The organism is Mesorhizobium sp. WSM4817 (assembly GCF_055811135.1).
Window position 1 is genome coordinate 1 of sequence record NZ_JBVVQQ010000011.1, and the last position, 14477, is coordinate 14477.

Consider the following 14477-nt stretch of genomic DNA (forward strand, 5'->3'; position numbering starts at 1 on the left):
TGGCCCTGTCAATTCCAGCAGGAATAGTTGTCGGCAAGCGAACTGCGGCAATGCTGCACCCGACAGGATTCGAACCTGTAACTTCGTGCCGCGGGCATGCCCATTAAGGTCGAAGCCACCACCCGAGACGGCGAACTCCGGATATCCGTGTCTAATGCCGGAGAGCCCATTCCGCACGAGACAAAGCAGCGCCTGTTCCAGCCGTTCTAGCGAGGGGCCCCGATCTAGCCCTCAAGGTCTCGGGCTGGGACTCTACATTGCTTCGCAGATCGCTCAGGCACATCGCGGCACACTGTCCGTGACCTCTGATGTTGACCAGACGGTGTTCACATTTGTGATGCCGATTTCCGTCGGTACGCGGCAGTGAGCTTGGCTAATCCCCAATAGAGATTGTCGAAAGTACGGCAACTGCTAGTTACTCGCGCCTATTAAAGCTGGGCAGCAGATTGCCGCGCCAAAATGTTGCGCAAATTCGAGACTTGCCATTGGCCGTTGCGCGCGGTTCGAACGCCTCGATTGTTCAGGGCGATTGCCAGGCCACGCAGGCTGGTGATGCCGGACCGCTGGATGGAGGCGATGATCGGGAGCACGGTCTGGGCAAACCGGTTGGCTTCTTCGATCGACATCTTCCGACCCTTCGCCGCAGCTTCGGCGGTGTTGGTCGGACTACCGAGTTTTATGCCAGTGGTCTTGCGAGAGGCGAGGGCGGCCTTGGTCCGTTCCGAGATCAGCCGCCGTTCTTCTTCTGCCAACGCGGCGTAGAGGTGCAGCATGAATGGATCAGCGTCGGCGCCGAGTTCGGCAACGATGAACGGCACCCGTTGCACCATCAGTCCGGCATCGTAATGCGACCGGCCGAACAGCCGCAATGGGGGGTCGGAACTTCCAGTCAACTCTTACGTGGGAAGGTCTTAAAGGGTCGACTCGAGCCGTTTCGCGAACGGCAGCTTTTGAGACGGGCCACGAATGTCGCGAAATGGCGCTAATTGCTCGTTCCCATCGACGAGACGAATGGCAGCATTCCACCCGTCTCGGCCATTGGCGACAGCCAGCTGGTTGAGTTTTGACTCTAATGCCGCAGAATCTTGCTCAGGAAGGCGCGGCTGCGGTCGGTCTTGGGGTGCGAGAAGAATTCATCCGGCGTGCCGCTCTCGACGATGGCGCCGGCATCCATGAACACCACGCGCTGGGCGACCTTGCGGGCAAAGCCCATTTCGTGGGTCACCACCATCATGGTCATGCCCTCCTCGGCGACCGCGACCATGACATCGAGCACTTCCGAGATCATCTCAGGGTCGAGCGCCGAGGTCGGCTCGTCGAATAGCATGATCTTGGGGCGCATACCGAGGCAGCGGGCGATCGCGACGCGCTGCTGCTGGCCGCCGGAGAGTTGTGCGGGATAGGCATTGACCTTGTCGGCAAGGCCGACCTTGGCAAGCAGCTCGCGCCCGGCCTTCTCGGCCTCGGCGCGCGGGATCTTGCGGACATGGATCGGCGCCAGCGTCACGTTCTCGAGCGCTGTCTTGTGCGGGTAGAGGTTGAAGGACTGGAAGACGAAGCCGATCTCGGTGCGCAGCCGCGTCATGTTGGTGGCGGGGTCGCCGAGGCGCTGGCCGTCGACCACCAGGTCGCCGTCGCGGATCGTCTCCAGCCCGTTGATGCAGCGGATCAGCGTGCTCTTGCCCGAACCGCTCGGCCCGCAGACGACGACCACTTCGCGCGGCTCGACGCTGAGCGTGACGTCCTTGAGCACATTGAGCGCGCCGAACCATTTGTTGACGCCGCGAAACTCGATCATGCCGGTACCATTTTTGCTGAGGTTCAGCGTCATATCTGCACCTCGCCATGGGCCGCACCCATGCGCTGCTCGAGCCGGCGCGCCAGCAGGATCAGCGGATAGCAGACGATGAAATAGCCGAGGCCGACGAGGAAGAAGACCAACAGGCCGTTCGGCACACGCTGCACCACCAGCCAGCCGACGCGGGTGAGGTCGGTGAGCCCGATGGCCGAAACGACGGAGGAATCCTTGATCAACAGCACATATTGCCCGACCAGCGGCGGCAGCACGATGCGCATCGCCTGCGGCAGCACCACCTGGCGCATGCGCTGCCAGCGCGACAGACCGGACGCCAGCGCCGCCTCGACCTGGCCGGTCGGCACCGAGCGGATGCCGGCGACGACGATCTCGCAGATGAAGCAGGCGGCCAGATTGGTCAGCGCGATGATGCCGGCAGTGAAGGCGTCGAGCTCGATGCCGAGTTCCGGCAGGACGAAGAAGATCAGGAAGATCTGCACCAGGAACGGCGTACCGCGGATCAGGTCGACCCAGGCGCCGATCACGCCGCTGATCAGCCGGTTGCCGCCGGTCCGCAGGATGCCGAGGCCAAAGCCGATCAGCGTGCCCAGCACCAGGCTGACCAGCGACAGCATCACGGTCATGCCGAGGCCGCGCAGGGCGAGGGGATAGCTGCCGGCTATGCTTTGCAGCTGCTGCCAGATCATGTCCGTGCCCCCGCGAGGCCGAGCCAGCGCCCGGACAGCGCCGCCAGTCCCTTCAGCCCGTAATAGAGCAGCAGGTAGAAGGCGGCGATGGTGATGAAACCTTCCGCCGGCATGAAGCGGTCGGAGGCGAGCAATTGTCCGGCGCGCGTCAGTTCGGCGACCGCGATCAGCGACAGCAGAGCGGAATCCTTGACCAGCACGATCGCCTGGCCGAGCAGCGGCGGGATCGTCACCTTGAACGCCTGCGGCAGGATGACGAAGCGCACGCGCTGGACATAGGTCATCCCCGAGGCGACGCCGGCCTCGACCTGGCCGCGCGGGATCGACAGAATGCCGGCGCGGATGATCTCGGCGACATAGGCGCCGCTGTTCAGCGACAAAGCAAGGATGCCGACGACGAGCTCAGGCAGGATGATGCCGAGCCGCGGCAGCCCGAAATAGAGGAAATAGAGCTGCGCCAGCAAGGGCGTGGCGCGCACCGCGTCGATATAGGCCTTGGCCGGCATGCGAAACAGCCGGCCGCGCTCCAGGTTCATGGCGGCGAGCACGATGCCGACGGCGAGCGCCCCGGCAAAGGCGAGGACAGACAGCCACACGGTCGTGACGAGGCCCTGCCCGAACAGCGGCAGATATTCGACAATGGTGCGGAAGCTGAAATTTTCGAGCATCGCTGGGCGGTGAATGGTGAATAGTGAATGGTTAAATAGGGAGTAGTGAATAGTGAATAGGGATTAGCGAATAGCGAGTAGTGATTAGCGATTTACTACTCACTATTCGCTATTCACTATTAACTATCGTCTACTCACTCTGCTCAGTGATCCTTCTTCCAGTCGTCGGAATTGACCCAGTAGTCGAGGTTCTTCTGCAGGCGGCCGTCGAGGCTGACCTGGTCGAGGAACAGGTTCATCCAGGTCAGCAGGTCCTGCTCGTCATAGCGCGTGGCGAAGGCCAGCGGCTCTTTCGACAGCATGTCCGGCATGATGGTGAAGCTGCCGGCCGGGTAGGCGGTCGACTGGCCCTTGACCGCCGAGACGTCGTTGACGCCGCAATCGGCCTGGCCGTTGTTGACGGCGTCGAGCAGCAGCGGGCCGCCGCCCTTGTAGCTCTTGATGTCGGCGTCGGGGAACGCCTTCTTGGCCTCCTTCTCGCCGGTGGCGCCGAGCAGCACGGCGATCTTGGTGCCCTTGGCCTTGCAATCCTCGGTGGATTTGAACTTGCCGTCGGCCTTGGTGAAGACGGTGCTGCCGGTGTACATGTAAGGCTTGGTGAAGGCGACCTTCATCGCCCGCGCCAGCGTCGGCGTCATGTCGGCGACCAGAAGATCGGCCTTGCCCGACAGCAGCGCCGGGATCAGGCCGTCCCAATCGAAATCCAAAAAGGTGATCTTGACGCCCATTTCCTTGGCCATCAGTTCGGCAAGCTCGACCGAACTGCCGGTGCGCTCGCCTGCAGCGCCGACCAGCGAGAAGGGTGGTCCCTGCGTCTGCACGGCAACGCGCAACTCGCCGCGCTTGGTGATCTCGTCGAGCGTTCCGGCACTGGCCGCGGCAGTGAGGCCGGCGAGCGCAAGGCCTGCGATGAAAAGCTTGGCAATAATCATTGGGCATTCCTCCTTGTTGTCGTTTGTTATTTTCACTTTGTTGTTCCACCCCTTTGGGGGTGCTTTTTGAGCGGCAGCGCCGTTGCCGGCGGCGGCCACCGTTCGAAAATCCTTCAGTCCCAGTCGATCGTTTCGGATACGCGTATATCGCGTCTGGCCAGTTCATCGAGAAAGCGGCCGTCGGGCACATGCAACAGCGGGTTGAGCAGGCCGGGCTCGGTAATTTCGCCCCGCGCCAGCATCTGCGCCACGATGCTGGCGGGATAGCCGACGCCGAGGCTCATGCCGAACAGGCCGGAGGCGAGGTCGCGTTCGATGACCAGGTCCGACATCACCGTCTTGCGGCGGCCATGTTGGGTGCCGGTAAAGACATTGCGCATCACGCAAAGGTCCTTTTCGTCGGCGCCGTATTGCAGTTGCGGGCCGAGCAGCCGGCCGAGAAATTCACGTGGGCTGGCGCCAACGCCGGGCACCTTGTCTTCGGAGAGGAAGCCAAGCTCCTTCAGCGGCGCCCAGAACGCCGACCAACCCGGCCAGCGCAACGAATAGCGGCCGGAGCGCTGCAGCCCCTTGGCGGCAGCAAGCATGCCGGCATAATTCGGCGCATCGCCATTGGGGAAGGCTTCCAGCCTGCCGAGCCCCGCGACCTCGATCTCGTGGATAAAGCGATTTTCATGTTGCTGGCCGGCCGGCACATCGACCCGCTTGCCGTTCTCGACCAGCACGCTGTCGCGGTTCTGGCTCATTAGAACCATGTCAAAATTCCAACTCACCTTGTAGCACAGCGGCTTGGCCATCGCCTTCGGCTCGGGGATACCGCCGCAATAGGAATCAATCGCCGTGATGGCGTCGAACTGACGGGCGGCGCGCGCGTAGAGCACAAGGTCGATGCCGGGGTCGAGCCCGCATTCGGTCATGATCGAAACGCCGGCCGCTTCCGCTGCCGGGGCAAGGTCGGCGATCGTCTTGCCGTAATTGGTGGTGACCAGCGGCGTGCGCGTCGTGATCGCGGCCTGCACCGCCTCGCGCATCAGCGGCTGCGGCAACAGATCGATGGCGGCGTCGACACCCGCCAGCACATTCGCCAACACAGGGGCGATCGCGCCTTCGGGCACGACGAAACGCACGCGGGCAAGGTCGGTCAGGCCGCCAAGCCGGGCTGCCCCATTCGGCGCAGTATCGACGCAGACGACCTCTTCGACATCGGCGCTGGCGACGAGATCGGCGATCGCCGCCCGGCCTTGCAGGCCGAGGCCGCCGAGAACCGCGATCTTCATGGTATTTCCTTTCGCCCAGTATCGTCGCGCCCAGTTTCGTCGCGCTTGGTCTCGTCCGACCAGCAGCCTTCGGGCAGGCTGACCCATTTGTTGCAGGAGGCCATGACGACGAACGTCTCGCTGCGCACGACTTCGCCTGGCTCGCCGGCGCCGGGGATCAGTTCGCTGGTGACGCGATAGAGATCGGCGACATCGCCGGCCACCGTGACGTCGACGATGATGTCGAAACGTCCGGTGACCACCGAGGCCGAGTTCACGAAAGGCAGTTCGGCGATGCGCTGCGCCAGTTCCCGGGCGCGGCCGCGCCCCTGCGCATTGATGCCGACGATCGCCGAGATCAATTCTGGGCGCTCGGTCAGGTTGAGCAGCCCGACGATCTTGAGCAGGTTGCGGTCAAGCAGGTTGCGCAGCCGCATGCGCACCGTCGGCACGGAGACGGCCATCTTCTCGGCGAGGCGATTGACGCCAAGCTGCGCATCCTGCGACAGCAGCTTGACCAGTCGCCGGTCGGTCTGATCGAGATGTTCCCGCAAACACTCAGGCTTTCATAAATGGAAAGAATTTATCGAGTTTTCTTTCTGATATGAAAACAGCTTAGGGTGTATCTTTTTAAATCGCAAGAGCGTTCGGGCCGAGGGCATGCCGACTAACGCGGCTTCTCGATCCCCGGAATGCCGCGAATCCGCTCGGCAAGAAAATCGACCAGCAGCCGGACCCTGGCAAAGCCCGCGCGTTCCGGGACGATCAGCATGCTCAGCGGAATGGGAGGCGGGGCGTAGTCCGGCAGGATCACTTCCAGCCGGCCGGCGGCGAGGAGATCATCGACAAGCCAGCGATGGGCAGGTGCGATACCGCGCCCGGCGACGAGGGCTTCGCGTGCGGCAAGCCCATGGTCGACCCGAAATCGGCCGCCAAAGGGCACCGCATGGCGGTCGCCGCCCGGCCCCTGCAGGGCGAGCGTGTCGCTTCCCGCGATGTTCGACATCCGGATCCCTTCATGGCCAGGCAGATCCTGTGGGACGGCCGGTCTGCCCCGCGCCGCCAGATAGGCAGGCGCCGCCACCAGCAGACGCCGGGAGTGGCCGAGCGCCCGCAGTTTCATCGAGCTGTCGGTGAGCGGACCGAGGCGAAGCGCGATGTCGACGCCCTCCCGCACAAGGTCGATGCGCTCGTCGGTGAGGCTGAGATCGACCCCGATGTCGGGGTAGCGGTCCTGAAAGGCGAAGATCAGCCGGCTGACGTGCAAGACCCCGAGCGCCGCCGTGCAGGATATCCGGATCGTGCCGGCCGACGCGCCGCGCGTGCCCCGTGCCTCGTCGCCGGCCTGCTCGACGAGGCGCAGGATCTGGACGCTGTCGGCATAGTAACGGCTGCCTTCATCGGTCATCGTGACACGCCGGGTGGTCCTGCTGAGCAAGGGCACGCCGACGGCGTCTTCGAGCTCGCGCAAATGCCGTGTGACCGTCGACTGTCCAACCCCGAGCTCGCGCGCCACCGCCGACAGGCTGCCGCGCTCGGCGACGCGAACGAAGGTGCGCATGCGCTCGAGGGTCACATCAGATCTATCCATTATTCGGCATATTCATATGCATTGCCTGGATATAGCGGATCACCCAGGGGCTGGCTACCTTCAGCGTTCACTGTCCTTCTTCGGAGTTGATCCATGAAAGTCCTGCTTGTTTTTGCTCATCCTGAACTGCATTCGCTCAACGGCGCACTGCGTGACGTCGCCATCAGGGAACTCGAGGCCCAGGGCCATGAGGTGCGGGTGACTGACCTCTATGCCGATGACTGGAAAGCTGAGGTGGACCGTGCCGACTTTCCGTCGTGGCCGCCCGAGCAACGCTTCCTGCCGGCTTTGGCATCCAAAAAAGCTTTTGCAACCAACAGGTTAACTGACGATGTTAAAGCAGAGATCGACAAGCTGCTGTGGGCCGACACGCTGATCCTCCAGTTCCCGCTGTGGTGGTACGCCATGCCGGCGATCCTCAAGGGCTGGGTCGATCGGGTGTACGCCTACGGCTTCGCCTATGGGGTCGGCGAGCATAGCGACAAGCGGTGGGGTGACCGCTTTGGCGAGGGAACGCTCGCCGGCAAGCGCGCGATGCTGATCGTGACCGCCGGCGGCTGGGAGGAGCATTATTCCGCCCGCGGCGTCAACGGCCCGATCGACGACCTGCTGTTCCCGATCAATCACGGGATCCTTTACTATCCGGGCTATGACGTGCTTCCGCCTTTCGTCGTCTACAGAGTGGATCGTTTCGGCGAGGCCGATTTCGAGCCTGTCGCGGAGCGGCTGCGCGAAAGGATGCGGACGCTCGAGACAACCCGACCGATTCCCCACCGGCAGCAGAATGGCGGCGACTACCACATCCCGAGCATGCAGCTCCGCTCTGAACTGGGCGACCCGGGCGCAGCAGGGTTCGCGCTTCACGAGGATCGCGCAACCGCGAAATCGGCTACGCCGCGTTCGACTTTGCGGGACGTGGCCTGACGCAGCATCCCGAGAAGATCGGGCAAGGCGCCGGAAGCCTACGGGATGAATCAGCGACCGGCCCGGAAGATCGCGACGGCTGCAGCCGTCAGTGCGGCATTGCCTGATGCCGTAGTGCCGTCCGGAAGCGCCTTGCCGTCTTCCAGCCCGACACGCGTCGACCAGGTGCGCTCCGCCGCCCGGTGCACGAACGGCCAGACCGTGGCGTCGGCGCCGTGCAGCAGGATGGCGCGGCGCAGTCCGGCGCGGTCGAGCACGGCGGCGATGCCGTCGCAGGCTTCCAGCGCCGCGTCCAGCGCCTGCTCGGAAATCTCGATCAGGATGCGCAGCACCTGGTTGCCATGGTCGAGGCGGACCAGGCGCTCGGCATCAGCGACCGAGGCGAGCCCGGCCTCGATGCCGATGCCGCGCTGCCGCAGGCTTTGCATGACCTCGGGCGCTGCTTTTTCGCTCAGATTGACCGAGGCGTAGTCAGGCAGCTCGCTCCAGCCGGCGATCGCCGCAAGTGTGCGCTCGTCATCATTCTCGATCCAGGCGCCGGTGGAGACGCCGATCAGCGTTCCCGGGCAGGCGCGGCGCAGCGCCAACACGGTCCGGTCCATCGTCGCCGGGGCAAGGCTTTCGCGGCCGTCGAACCCGCGTGCATGGACATGCAGCTCGGCCGCACCGGCGGCCACGCAGGCGGCGCCGTCACGCGCCATGGCGTCCGCGTCAAGCGGCAGCTGCGGATGGAAATCGGCGCTGCGCGCGCCATTGATGCAGGTCTGGACAATCATGAGAGTGGTCCGGTTGAAGTGGACCAAGTGTAGCGCAGGATGGCGAAAACCGGAATCGGGTTCGCGTCAGGAGAGTTGCTGCGGGAGGGACGTTTGCAGACGTTGGCGCTGCCCCTCATCCCCCTGCCGGGACCTTCTCCCCGTACAACGGGGAGAAGGGGCTGGCTGCAACCTCGGGCGCTCTTTCTGCAACGTTGGTTTTTGGCGAAATCTTCGGCGAAGGCTTCTTTCTCCCGGTTCTACGGGGAGAAATGCCCGGCAGGGCTGAGGGGCAGCGCCGACATTGGCCCTCTACCTCGAAAACTCGCTACGCACGATGCCGTGGCGCTGCAGCTTGTCATAAAAGGTCTTGCGCGGAATCCCCAGCGCTTCGATGGTGCGCCTGACGTCGCCCTCGTTGCGGTTAAGCGTCTCGCGGATGATGTCGGCCTCGTAGCGCTCCAGCCGTTCCGGCAGTTTCATGGCGGCATCCGGCTGGGCTGGGGCAGGGGATGCCACTCCTGCGTCTTCCTCCAGTCCAAGCACGAAGCGTTCGGCGAAATGCGCGAGCTCGCGTACATTGCCAGGCCAGTCATGCTCCCTGAGATGGCGGTGCACCGCGGCCAGCACCGCCGGCAGCGGACGCCGGAAGCGGGCGGCGGCGCGCTCGGCGAAGTAGAAGAACAGCAGTGCGACGTCGTCGCGGCGCTCGCGCAGCGGCGGAATGGAGATCGTCACCACGTTGAGCCGGTAATAAAGATCCTCGCGGAAAGCGCCGCGCTGGCGCGGATCGCCGAGATCGACCTTGGCGGCCGCAACGACGCGCAGGTCGACCGGCCGCATTTCGTTGGTGCCGAGCGGGGTGACCTCGCGCATTTCCAGCACGCGCAGCATCTGCACCTGTGTCGAGACCGGCATGCTTTCGATCTCGTCGAGGAACAGCGTGCCGCCGCTGGCGTGCTCGATACGGCCGATCCGCTTCTTCTGCGCCCCGGTGAAGGCGCCGGCCTCGTGGCCGAACAATTCGCTCTCGATGACCGTTTCGGGCAGCGTGCCGCAGTTCAGCGCAACGAAATTGCCCTTGGCGCGGCGACTCCAGCGATGCAAAAGGCTGGCCACCACTTCCTTGCCGGAGCCGGTTTCGCCGGTCACCAGCACGTCGACATCGGTGTCGGCGATCTGGCGCAGCGTGCGGCGCAGCCTTTCCATCGCCGGCGTCTGGCCGATCAGCGGCAGGCCGTCCTGCGCCTCTCCGGCCGCCTCGCGCAAGGCGCGGTTCTCCATCACCAGACGGCGCTTTTCCGCGGCGCGGCGCACGCTCTGCACCAGCCGGTCGGCGGCGAAGGGTTTGGTGATGAAGTCGTAGGCGCCGTCCTTGATCGCCTTGACGGCAACCGCGATGTCGCCATGCCCGGTCACGAGGATGACCGGAATGTCCGGGTCCAGCCGCAGGATCCGGTTGAAAAGCTGCAAGCCGTCAATCTCAGGCATGCGGATATCCGACACCACCACGCCGGCAAAACCAGTGTCGAGCCTGGCCAGCGCCTCGGCCGCCACCGAAAAAGCCGAGACCGAAAAGCCGGCAAGCTCCAGCGTCTGCGCGGTGGCCTTGAGGAGATCGCTGTCGTCATCGACCAAGATGACCGGCGCTGCGTCGTCGTTCGTCATGCTGCCTTGGCCACTATGCTGCTTTCAAGAGATGGATGGCGAAGCGGGTGCCGCTGCCGTCGCTCGAAACCTCGATGCGTCCGCCGTAGTCGGCGACGATATCCTTCGAGATGACAAGGCCAAGACCGAGGCCTTTTTCCTTGGATGTATTGAACGGCGTGAACAGCGATTTGAGAATCCCTGGCGGAATGCCAGGTCCGTTATCGGACACGCCGACCGTCACGCCGTCCGCGGTCTCCTCGACCGAAACCCGCACATGAGCGTCGTTGCGGCCGTCCAGCGCTTCAAGCGCGTTCTGGAAGAGGTTGATCAGCACCTGTTCGAGCCGGACCCGGTTGCCCATGACCTTGAGGCTCGGCGGTGGCAGGTCGATCGCCAGTGCGTCGAGCCGGCCGGCAAAGCGGCTTCTCAACAGCACGACGGCGCCCTCGATGACACCGCGCAATGCGACAGGCTCAGCGGCGGTGCGGCCCTTGCGGGCAAAGGCCTTCAATTCTTCGGTGATGGTGCCGATGCGCTCGGTCAATGCTGCGATGGCGCCGAGGTTTTCCTCGGCGGGCGCGGTCTGCTTCCTGTCGAGGAAGACGCGGGCGTTGTCGGCATAGGCGCGTATGGTGGCAACCGGCTGGTTGATCTCATGGGCGACGCCGGCGGCGACCTGGCCGAGGATGGCGAGGCGGTTGGCCTGGACCAGATCCTGCTGCACCACCTGCAGCTTGGCTTCCGTGCTGCGATGGTCTGATATCTCGGCCTGCAGCCGATCGCGGGCACGGCTCAGATCCTCGGTTCGTTCGACGACGCGGCGCTCGAGTTCGGTGCGCGCCGCCTGTTCGGCGGCGATCCGCATTTGTCCCGACTGCCGGCGCCACAACAGATACGCAGCAAGGCCGAGCAACGGGACCAAGACGCCAAGCGTAAGGAGCCGCATTTCACGGGCCGCGGCGGCGATCGGCGCCTCGGCCGGAACGAGATAGTCGAGCCGCCAGGGGGTCGAAGCAACCGGGGCTGAAAGCCGAAGATATTCCGCGTCGCTGCCGCCGGGCGTCACCGCGTGGACGATGGATGTGTCCGGGCTGAGCGCCTGCGGGCGCGTGATCGGCAACGGCATCAGCGGTGCATCACCGAACTGCTGGCTGTTCTGGATGGCGGCAAGATCAGACCCGGCAAGCGGCGCCGTCGTCATGAAGCGCCAGGACCGCACGCTGGTGATCAGAACGATACCACGCTCGTCGCTGACATAGGCCGGGCGGTTCACCTCGTGCCAGTCGGCCTCGAGCTGATCGAACTCCGCCTTGACGACGACGACGCCCAGCGCTGCGGCAGCATCGCCGACGCGGCGCGAGATGTAGAGGCCTGGGCGTTTGCTGACATTGCCGAGCGCGAAATATTCGGCGGTTCCGGATTGCATCGCCGCGGAGAAATAGTCGCGGAACCGGTAGTCGTTGCCGACAAAGCTGATCGGGTCGCGCCAGTTGCTGGAGGCGATCGCCAGCCCGTCGGTGCCGATGACATAGAGTACTGAGGCCTTGGTGCCGGAGACCAGCCCTTCAAGCTTGCGATTCAGCACATCGATTGCAGCAGCACTTTTCTGCGCCAGCGCGTCGCGCACCTGCTGGTCTTCCGACAAAAGCAGGGGCAGGGCGCGCGGGCTTTCCAGAACGGCGCGCAATAGCGCGACCTTCAGATTGGCGTCGGTGCGGCCCTGCGCCGCCAGTCCCCTGAGCTCCGTGGTACGGCCATAGAGACCGGCGCCGTAAAGTGCGGCCGTGGCCGTCGCAAGGGCGATGGCCGCAAACAGCAGCCAGGCACGGCGCGCTCGCCTGCCGAGTTGCTCGGACGTCGAAGGCAAGGCAGCGGCGGGGCGTTGCAGCATCGCCCATTTGTGCATGAATTCGCACAAAGCACAATTCGGCCATGCGAACATCCGCACTTTGTGTGTGTGCGAAACGAACTGCCAGTTCCGGAATACTCAATAAAATCAAAGCCGATAGGCTCTTTTCCGCGCACTTGGCACGGCAGTTGCAAACACGACTTCAGCGGTCACGAGGCTGCTGGGGGTCAAATGCAAACGCTCCGGGAGGTCGAGCTTTCGATCGGAGCACAATGGAGGACGTCATGCAGACAGCATTCGCTGCCGCCGCGCCGCGCGGCAAACTTCCGTTCTACCGGCATCTCTATGTGCAGGTGCTGGCGGCGATCGCCGCCGGCGTGCTGCTCGGCCACTTCTATCCCGAAACCGGCGAAGCGATGAAGCCGTTCGGCGACGCCTTCATCAAGCTGGTGAAGATGGTGATCGCACCGGTGATCTTCCTGACGGTGGCGACCGGCATCGCCGGCGTTTCCGACCTGCAGAAGGTGGGCCGCGTCGCCGGCAAGGCGATGATCTACTTCTTGGCATTCTCGACGCTGGCGCTTGTCGTCGGCCTCGTCGTCTCGAACGTCGTCCAGCCGGGCGCCGGCATGCATATCGATCCGGCCACGCTCGATGCCACAAAGGTGGCGACCTACACCGAAAAAGCGCACGACACCAGCATCGTCGGTTTCCTGATGAACATCATCCCCGACACGATCACCGGCGCTTTCGCAAAGGGCGACATCCTGCAGGTGCTGTTCTTTTCGGTGCTGTTCGGGCTCGCTCTTGCCGCGGTCGGCGATCGCGGCCGCCCGGTCGTCGATTTCCTGCAGGCATTGACCACGCCGATCTTCCGCCTCGTCGCCATCCTGATGAAGGCCGCGCCGATCGGCGCTTTCGGCGCCATGGCCTTCACCATCGGCAAATACGGCATCGGCTCGATCGCCAACCTCGCCATGCTGATCGGCACATTCTACCTGACATCGCTGTTGTTCGTGCTGGTGGTGCTGGGCGCGGTCGCCCGCTACAACGGCTTCTCGATCCTGGCGCTGATCCGCTACGTCAAGGAAGAGTTGCTGCTGGTGCTCGGCACCTCGTCCTCGGAAGCGGCACTGCCGGGCCTGATGGCCAAGATGGAGCGCGCCGGCTGCAACCGCTCGGTGGTCGGGCTAGTCGTTCCAACCGGCTATTCCTTCAACCTCGACGGCACCAATATCTACATGACGCTGGCCGCGCTGTTCATTGCCCAGGCGACCGACACGCCGCTCACCCTCGCAGACCAGATCCTGCTGCTCGCCGTCGCCATGCTAAGTTCCAAGGGCGCCGCCGGCATCACCGGCGCCGGCTTCATCACGCTGGCCGCGACGCTCTCGGTCGTGCCTGCAGTGCCGGTCGCCGGCATGGCGCTGATCCTCGGCGTCGACCGCTTCATGTCGGAATGCCGGGCGCTGACCAACTTCATCGGCAATGCGGTAGCGACCGTGGTCGTGGCGCGCTGGGAAGGGGAACTCGACCAGACCAGGTTCGCTGCCGCGATGGCCGGCGACTTGCCTGAAGAAGCCGATCTGTCGCTGCCGGGGCTGCAGGCTGCGTGACTGTTCAGGCCTGCCACCATACGGCCCGGAGCCGGTTCGCCGGCTCCGGGAAAGACGATCGGCCTTGTAAGGCGATCGTCGCAGGTCGTATCCTGCCGGTTGCCGCGCAATAGATTGGAGAAATCGGGTATGAGCGTGTATGAGCCGACGCGTCCGATGGACCGCTGCCCCTCCCACCCTGGAGCGCTGCTCGACGACATTATCCCGGCAACCGGAAAGACCAGGGTGGAAATCGCCAATCTGCTCGGAATCTCGCGCCAGCAGCTTTACGACATCATCCGCGAGAAGAAGCCGGTGTCGCCGGCCGTCGCCGCCCGCCTTGGAAAGATGTTCGGCGACGGCGCCGCGATCTGGCTCCGGTGCAGGCCGCTTATGATGCCTGGCACGCGGAGCGCGAAGTGGATGTCAGCGCCATTCCAACGCTGCATGCCGCCTGAGACGTAACAGGCTTGTGAGCCTTTGGTCTTGGCCTGGGGCTTGCTCCAGCCGCATTTGCGGGTCAGTATCCGCCATGCCTTCAAAGTGCCTGTCCGCTTCGGTCCCGACCTGATCGCGACCCAAAGCCTTTCCGCCAGGCTCGGTTGTCGTGTCATCCGAGCCGAACCGTCGGAGCCCTTGCTGCCGTCGACCATGATCTCGGCGGCAGCTCTTGAAGGCAATAGCGGCCTCAAAATGAAGTCGCAAAGCAACAGACGTGACCCGTCCTGACGAAAGGCGCGAGCCTTCTCCCAGGA

The 14477-nt window shown here is 64.1% G+C and carries 13 protein-coding genes and 1 pseudogene; 3 read left to right on the top strand and 11 right to left on the bottom strand.

The features are described from left to right. Positions 1–428 precede the first annotated feature (428 nt). From AC0L2K_RS16375 to AC0L2K_RS16410, 8 genes are all read right to left on the bottom strand, one after another. Entirely contained in the window at positions 429–869 is a 441-nt protein-coding gene (locus tag AC0L2K_RS16375; RefSeq protein ID WP_473531830.1) for a recombinase family protein, read from the bottom strand. A gap of 200 nt (positions 870–1069) precedes the next feature. Then, positions 1070–1798: an amino acid ABC transporter ATP-binding protein gene (locus AC0L2K_RS16380; RefSeq protein WP_128247033.1), complete on the bottom strand. Its 729-nt coding sequence runs from the start codon at positions 1796–1798 to the stop codon at positions 1070–1072. 29 nt (positions 1799–1827) lie between these two features. Continuing rightward, a complete protein-coding gene (locus AC0L2K_RS16385; protein ID WP_128246903.1) occupies positions 1828–2502 on the bottom strand; it encodes an amino acid ABC transporter permease in 675 nt (224 codons plus the stop codon). Then, entirely contained in the window at positions 2499–3170 is a 672-nt protein-coding gene (locus AC0L2K_RS16390; RefSeq protein ID WP_128246904.1) for an amino acid ABC transporter permease, read from the bottom strand. The genes AC0L2K_RS16385 and AC0L2K_RS16390 overlap by 4 nt, the downstream gene beginning before the upstream one ends. 143 nt (positions 3171–3313) lie before the next feature. Further along, entirely contained in the window at positions 3314–4102 is a 789-nt protein-coding gene (locus tag AC0L2K_RS16395) for an ABC transporter substrate-binding protein (RefSeq protein ID WP_128246905.1), read from the bottom strand. Positions 4103–4215: 113 nt separating this feature from the next. Beyond that, positions 4216–5379, bottom strand: coding sequence for a saccharopine dehydrogenase family protein (locus tag AC0L2K_RS16400; protein ID WP_287364075.1), 1164 nt, complete (start codon positions 5377–5379; stop codon positions 4216–4218). Continuing rightward, complete coding sequence (locus AC0L2K_RS16405) at positions 5376–5912, bottom strand: Lrp/AsnC family transcriptional regulator (RefSeq protein ID WP_023799179.1); 537 nt, start codon at positions 5910–5912, stop codon at positions 5376–5378. Before AC0L2K_RS16405 ends, AC0L2K_RS16400 begins: the two co-directional genes overlap by 4 nt. Before the next feature lie 113 nt (positions 5913–6025). Next, positions 6026–6949 carry a LysR family transcriptional regulator gene (locus tag AC0L2K_RS16410; protein WP_473531831.1) on the bottom strand — a complete coding sequence of 308 codons (924 nt, stop codon included), beginning with the start codon at positions 6947–6949 and terminating at the stop codon, positions 6026–6028. 93 nt (positions 6950–7042) lie between these two features. Here AC0L2K_RS16410 and AC0L2K_RS16415 point away from each other — a divergent pair, with 93 nt between their 5' ends. Beyond that, positions 7043–7873: an NAD(P)H-dependent oxidoreductase gene (locus tag AC0L2K_RS16415; RefSeq protein ID WP_473531832.1), complete on the top strand. Its 831-nt coding sequence runs from the start codon at positions 7043–7045 to the stop codon at positions 7871–7873. A 50-nt stretch (positions 7874–7923) separates the two neighbouring features. Here AC0L2K_RS16415 and AC0L2K_RS16420 read toward each other — a convergent pair whose 3' ends face one another. From AC0L2K_RS16420 to AC0L2K_RS16430, 3 genes are all read right to left on the bottom strand, one after another. Beyond that, the gene (locus tag AC0L2K_RS16420) at positions 7924–8649 is read right to left on the bottom strand and encodes a 3-keto-5-aminohexanoate cleavage protein (RefSeq protein ID WP_287065351.1); all 726 of its coding nucleotides are present in this window, start codon (positions 8647–8649) and stop codon (positions 7924–7926) included. Positions 8650–8940: 291 nt separating this feature from the next. Beyond that, on the bottom strand, positions 8941–10296 hold the full coding sequence (locus AC0L2K_RS16425; RefSeq protein WP_473524788.1) for a sigma-54-dependent transcriptional regulator: 1356 nt from the start codon (positions 10294–10296) through the stop codon (positions 8941–8943). A 13-nt stretch (positions 10297–10309) separates the two neighbouring features. Further along, complete coding sequence (locus AC0L2K_RS16430; protein ID WP_473524787.1) at positions 10310–12169, bottom strand: sensor histidine kinase; 1860 nt, start codon at positions 12167–12169, stop codon at positions 10310–10312. A 242-nt stretch (positions 12170–12411) separates the two neighbouring features. Here AC0L2K_RS16430 and AC0L2K_RS16435 point away from each other — a divergent pair, with 242 nt between their 5' ends. Both AC0L2K_RS16435 and AC0L2K_RS16440 read left to right on the top strand, forming a co-directional pair. Next, the gene (locus AC0L2K_RS16435; protein ID WP_473531833.1) at positions 12412–13743 is read left to right on the top strand and encodes a dicarboxylate/amino acid:cation symporter; all 1332 of its coding nucleotides are present in this window, start codon (positions 12412–12414) and stop codon (positions 13741–13743) included. Positions 13744–13872: 129 nt separating this feature from the next. Beyond that, positions 13873–14180: pseudogene (locus tag AC0L2K_RS16440) on the top strand (HigA family addiction module antitoxin). Positions 14181–14477: the final 297 nt, after the last annotated feature.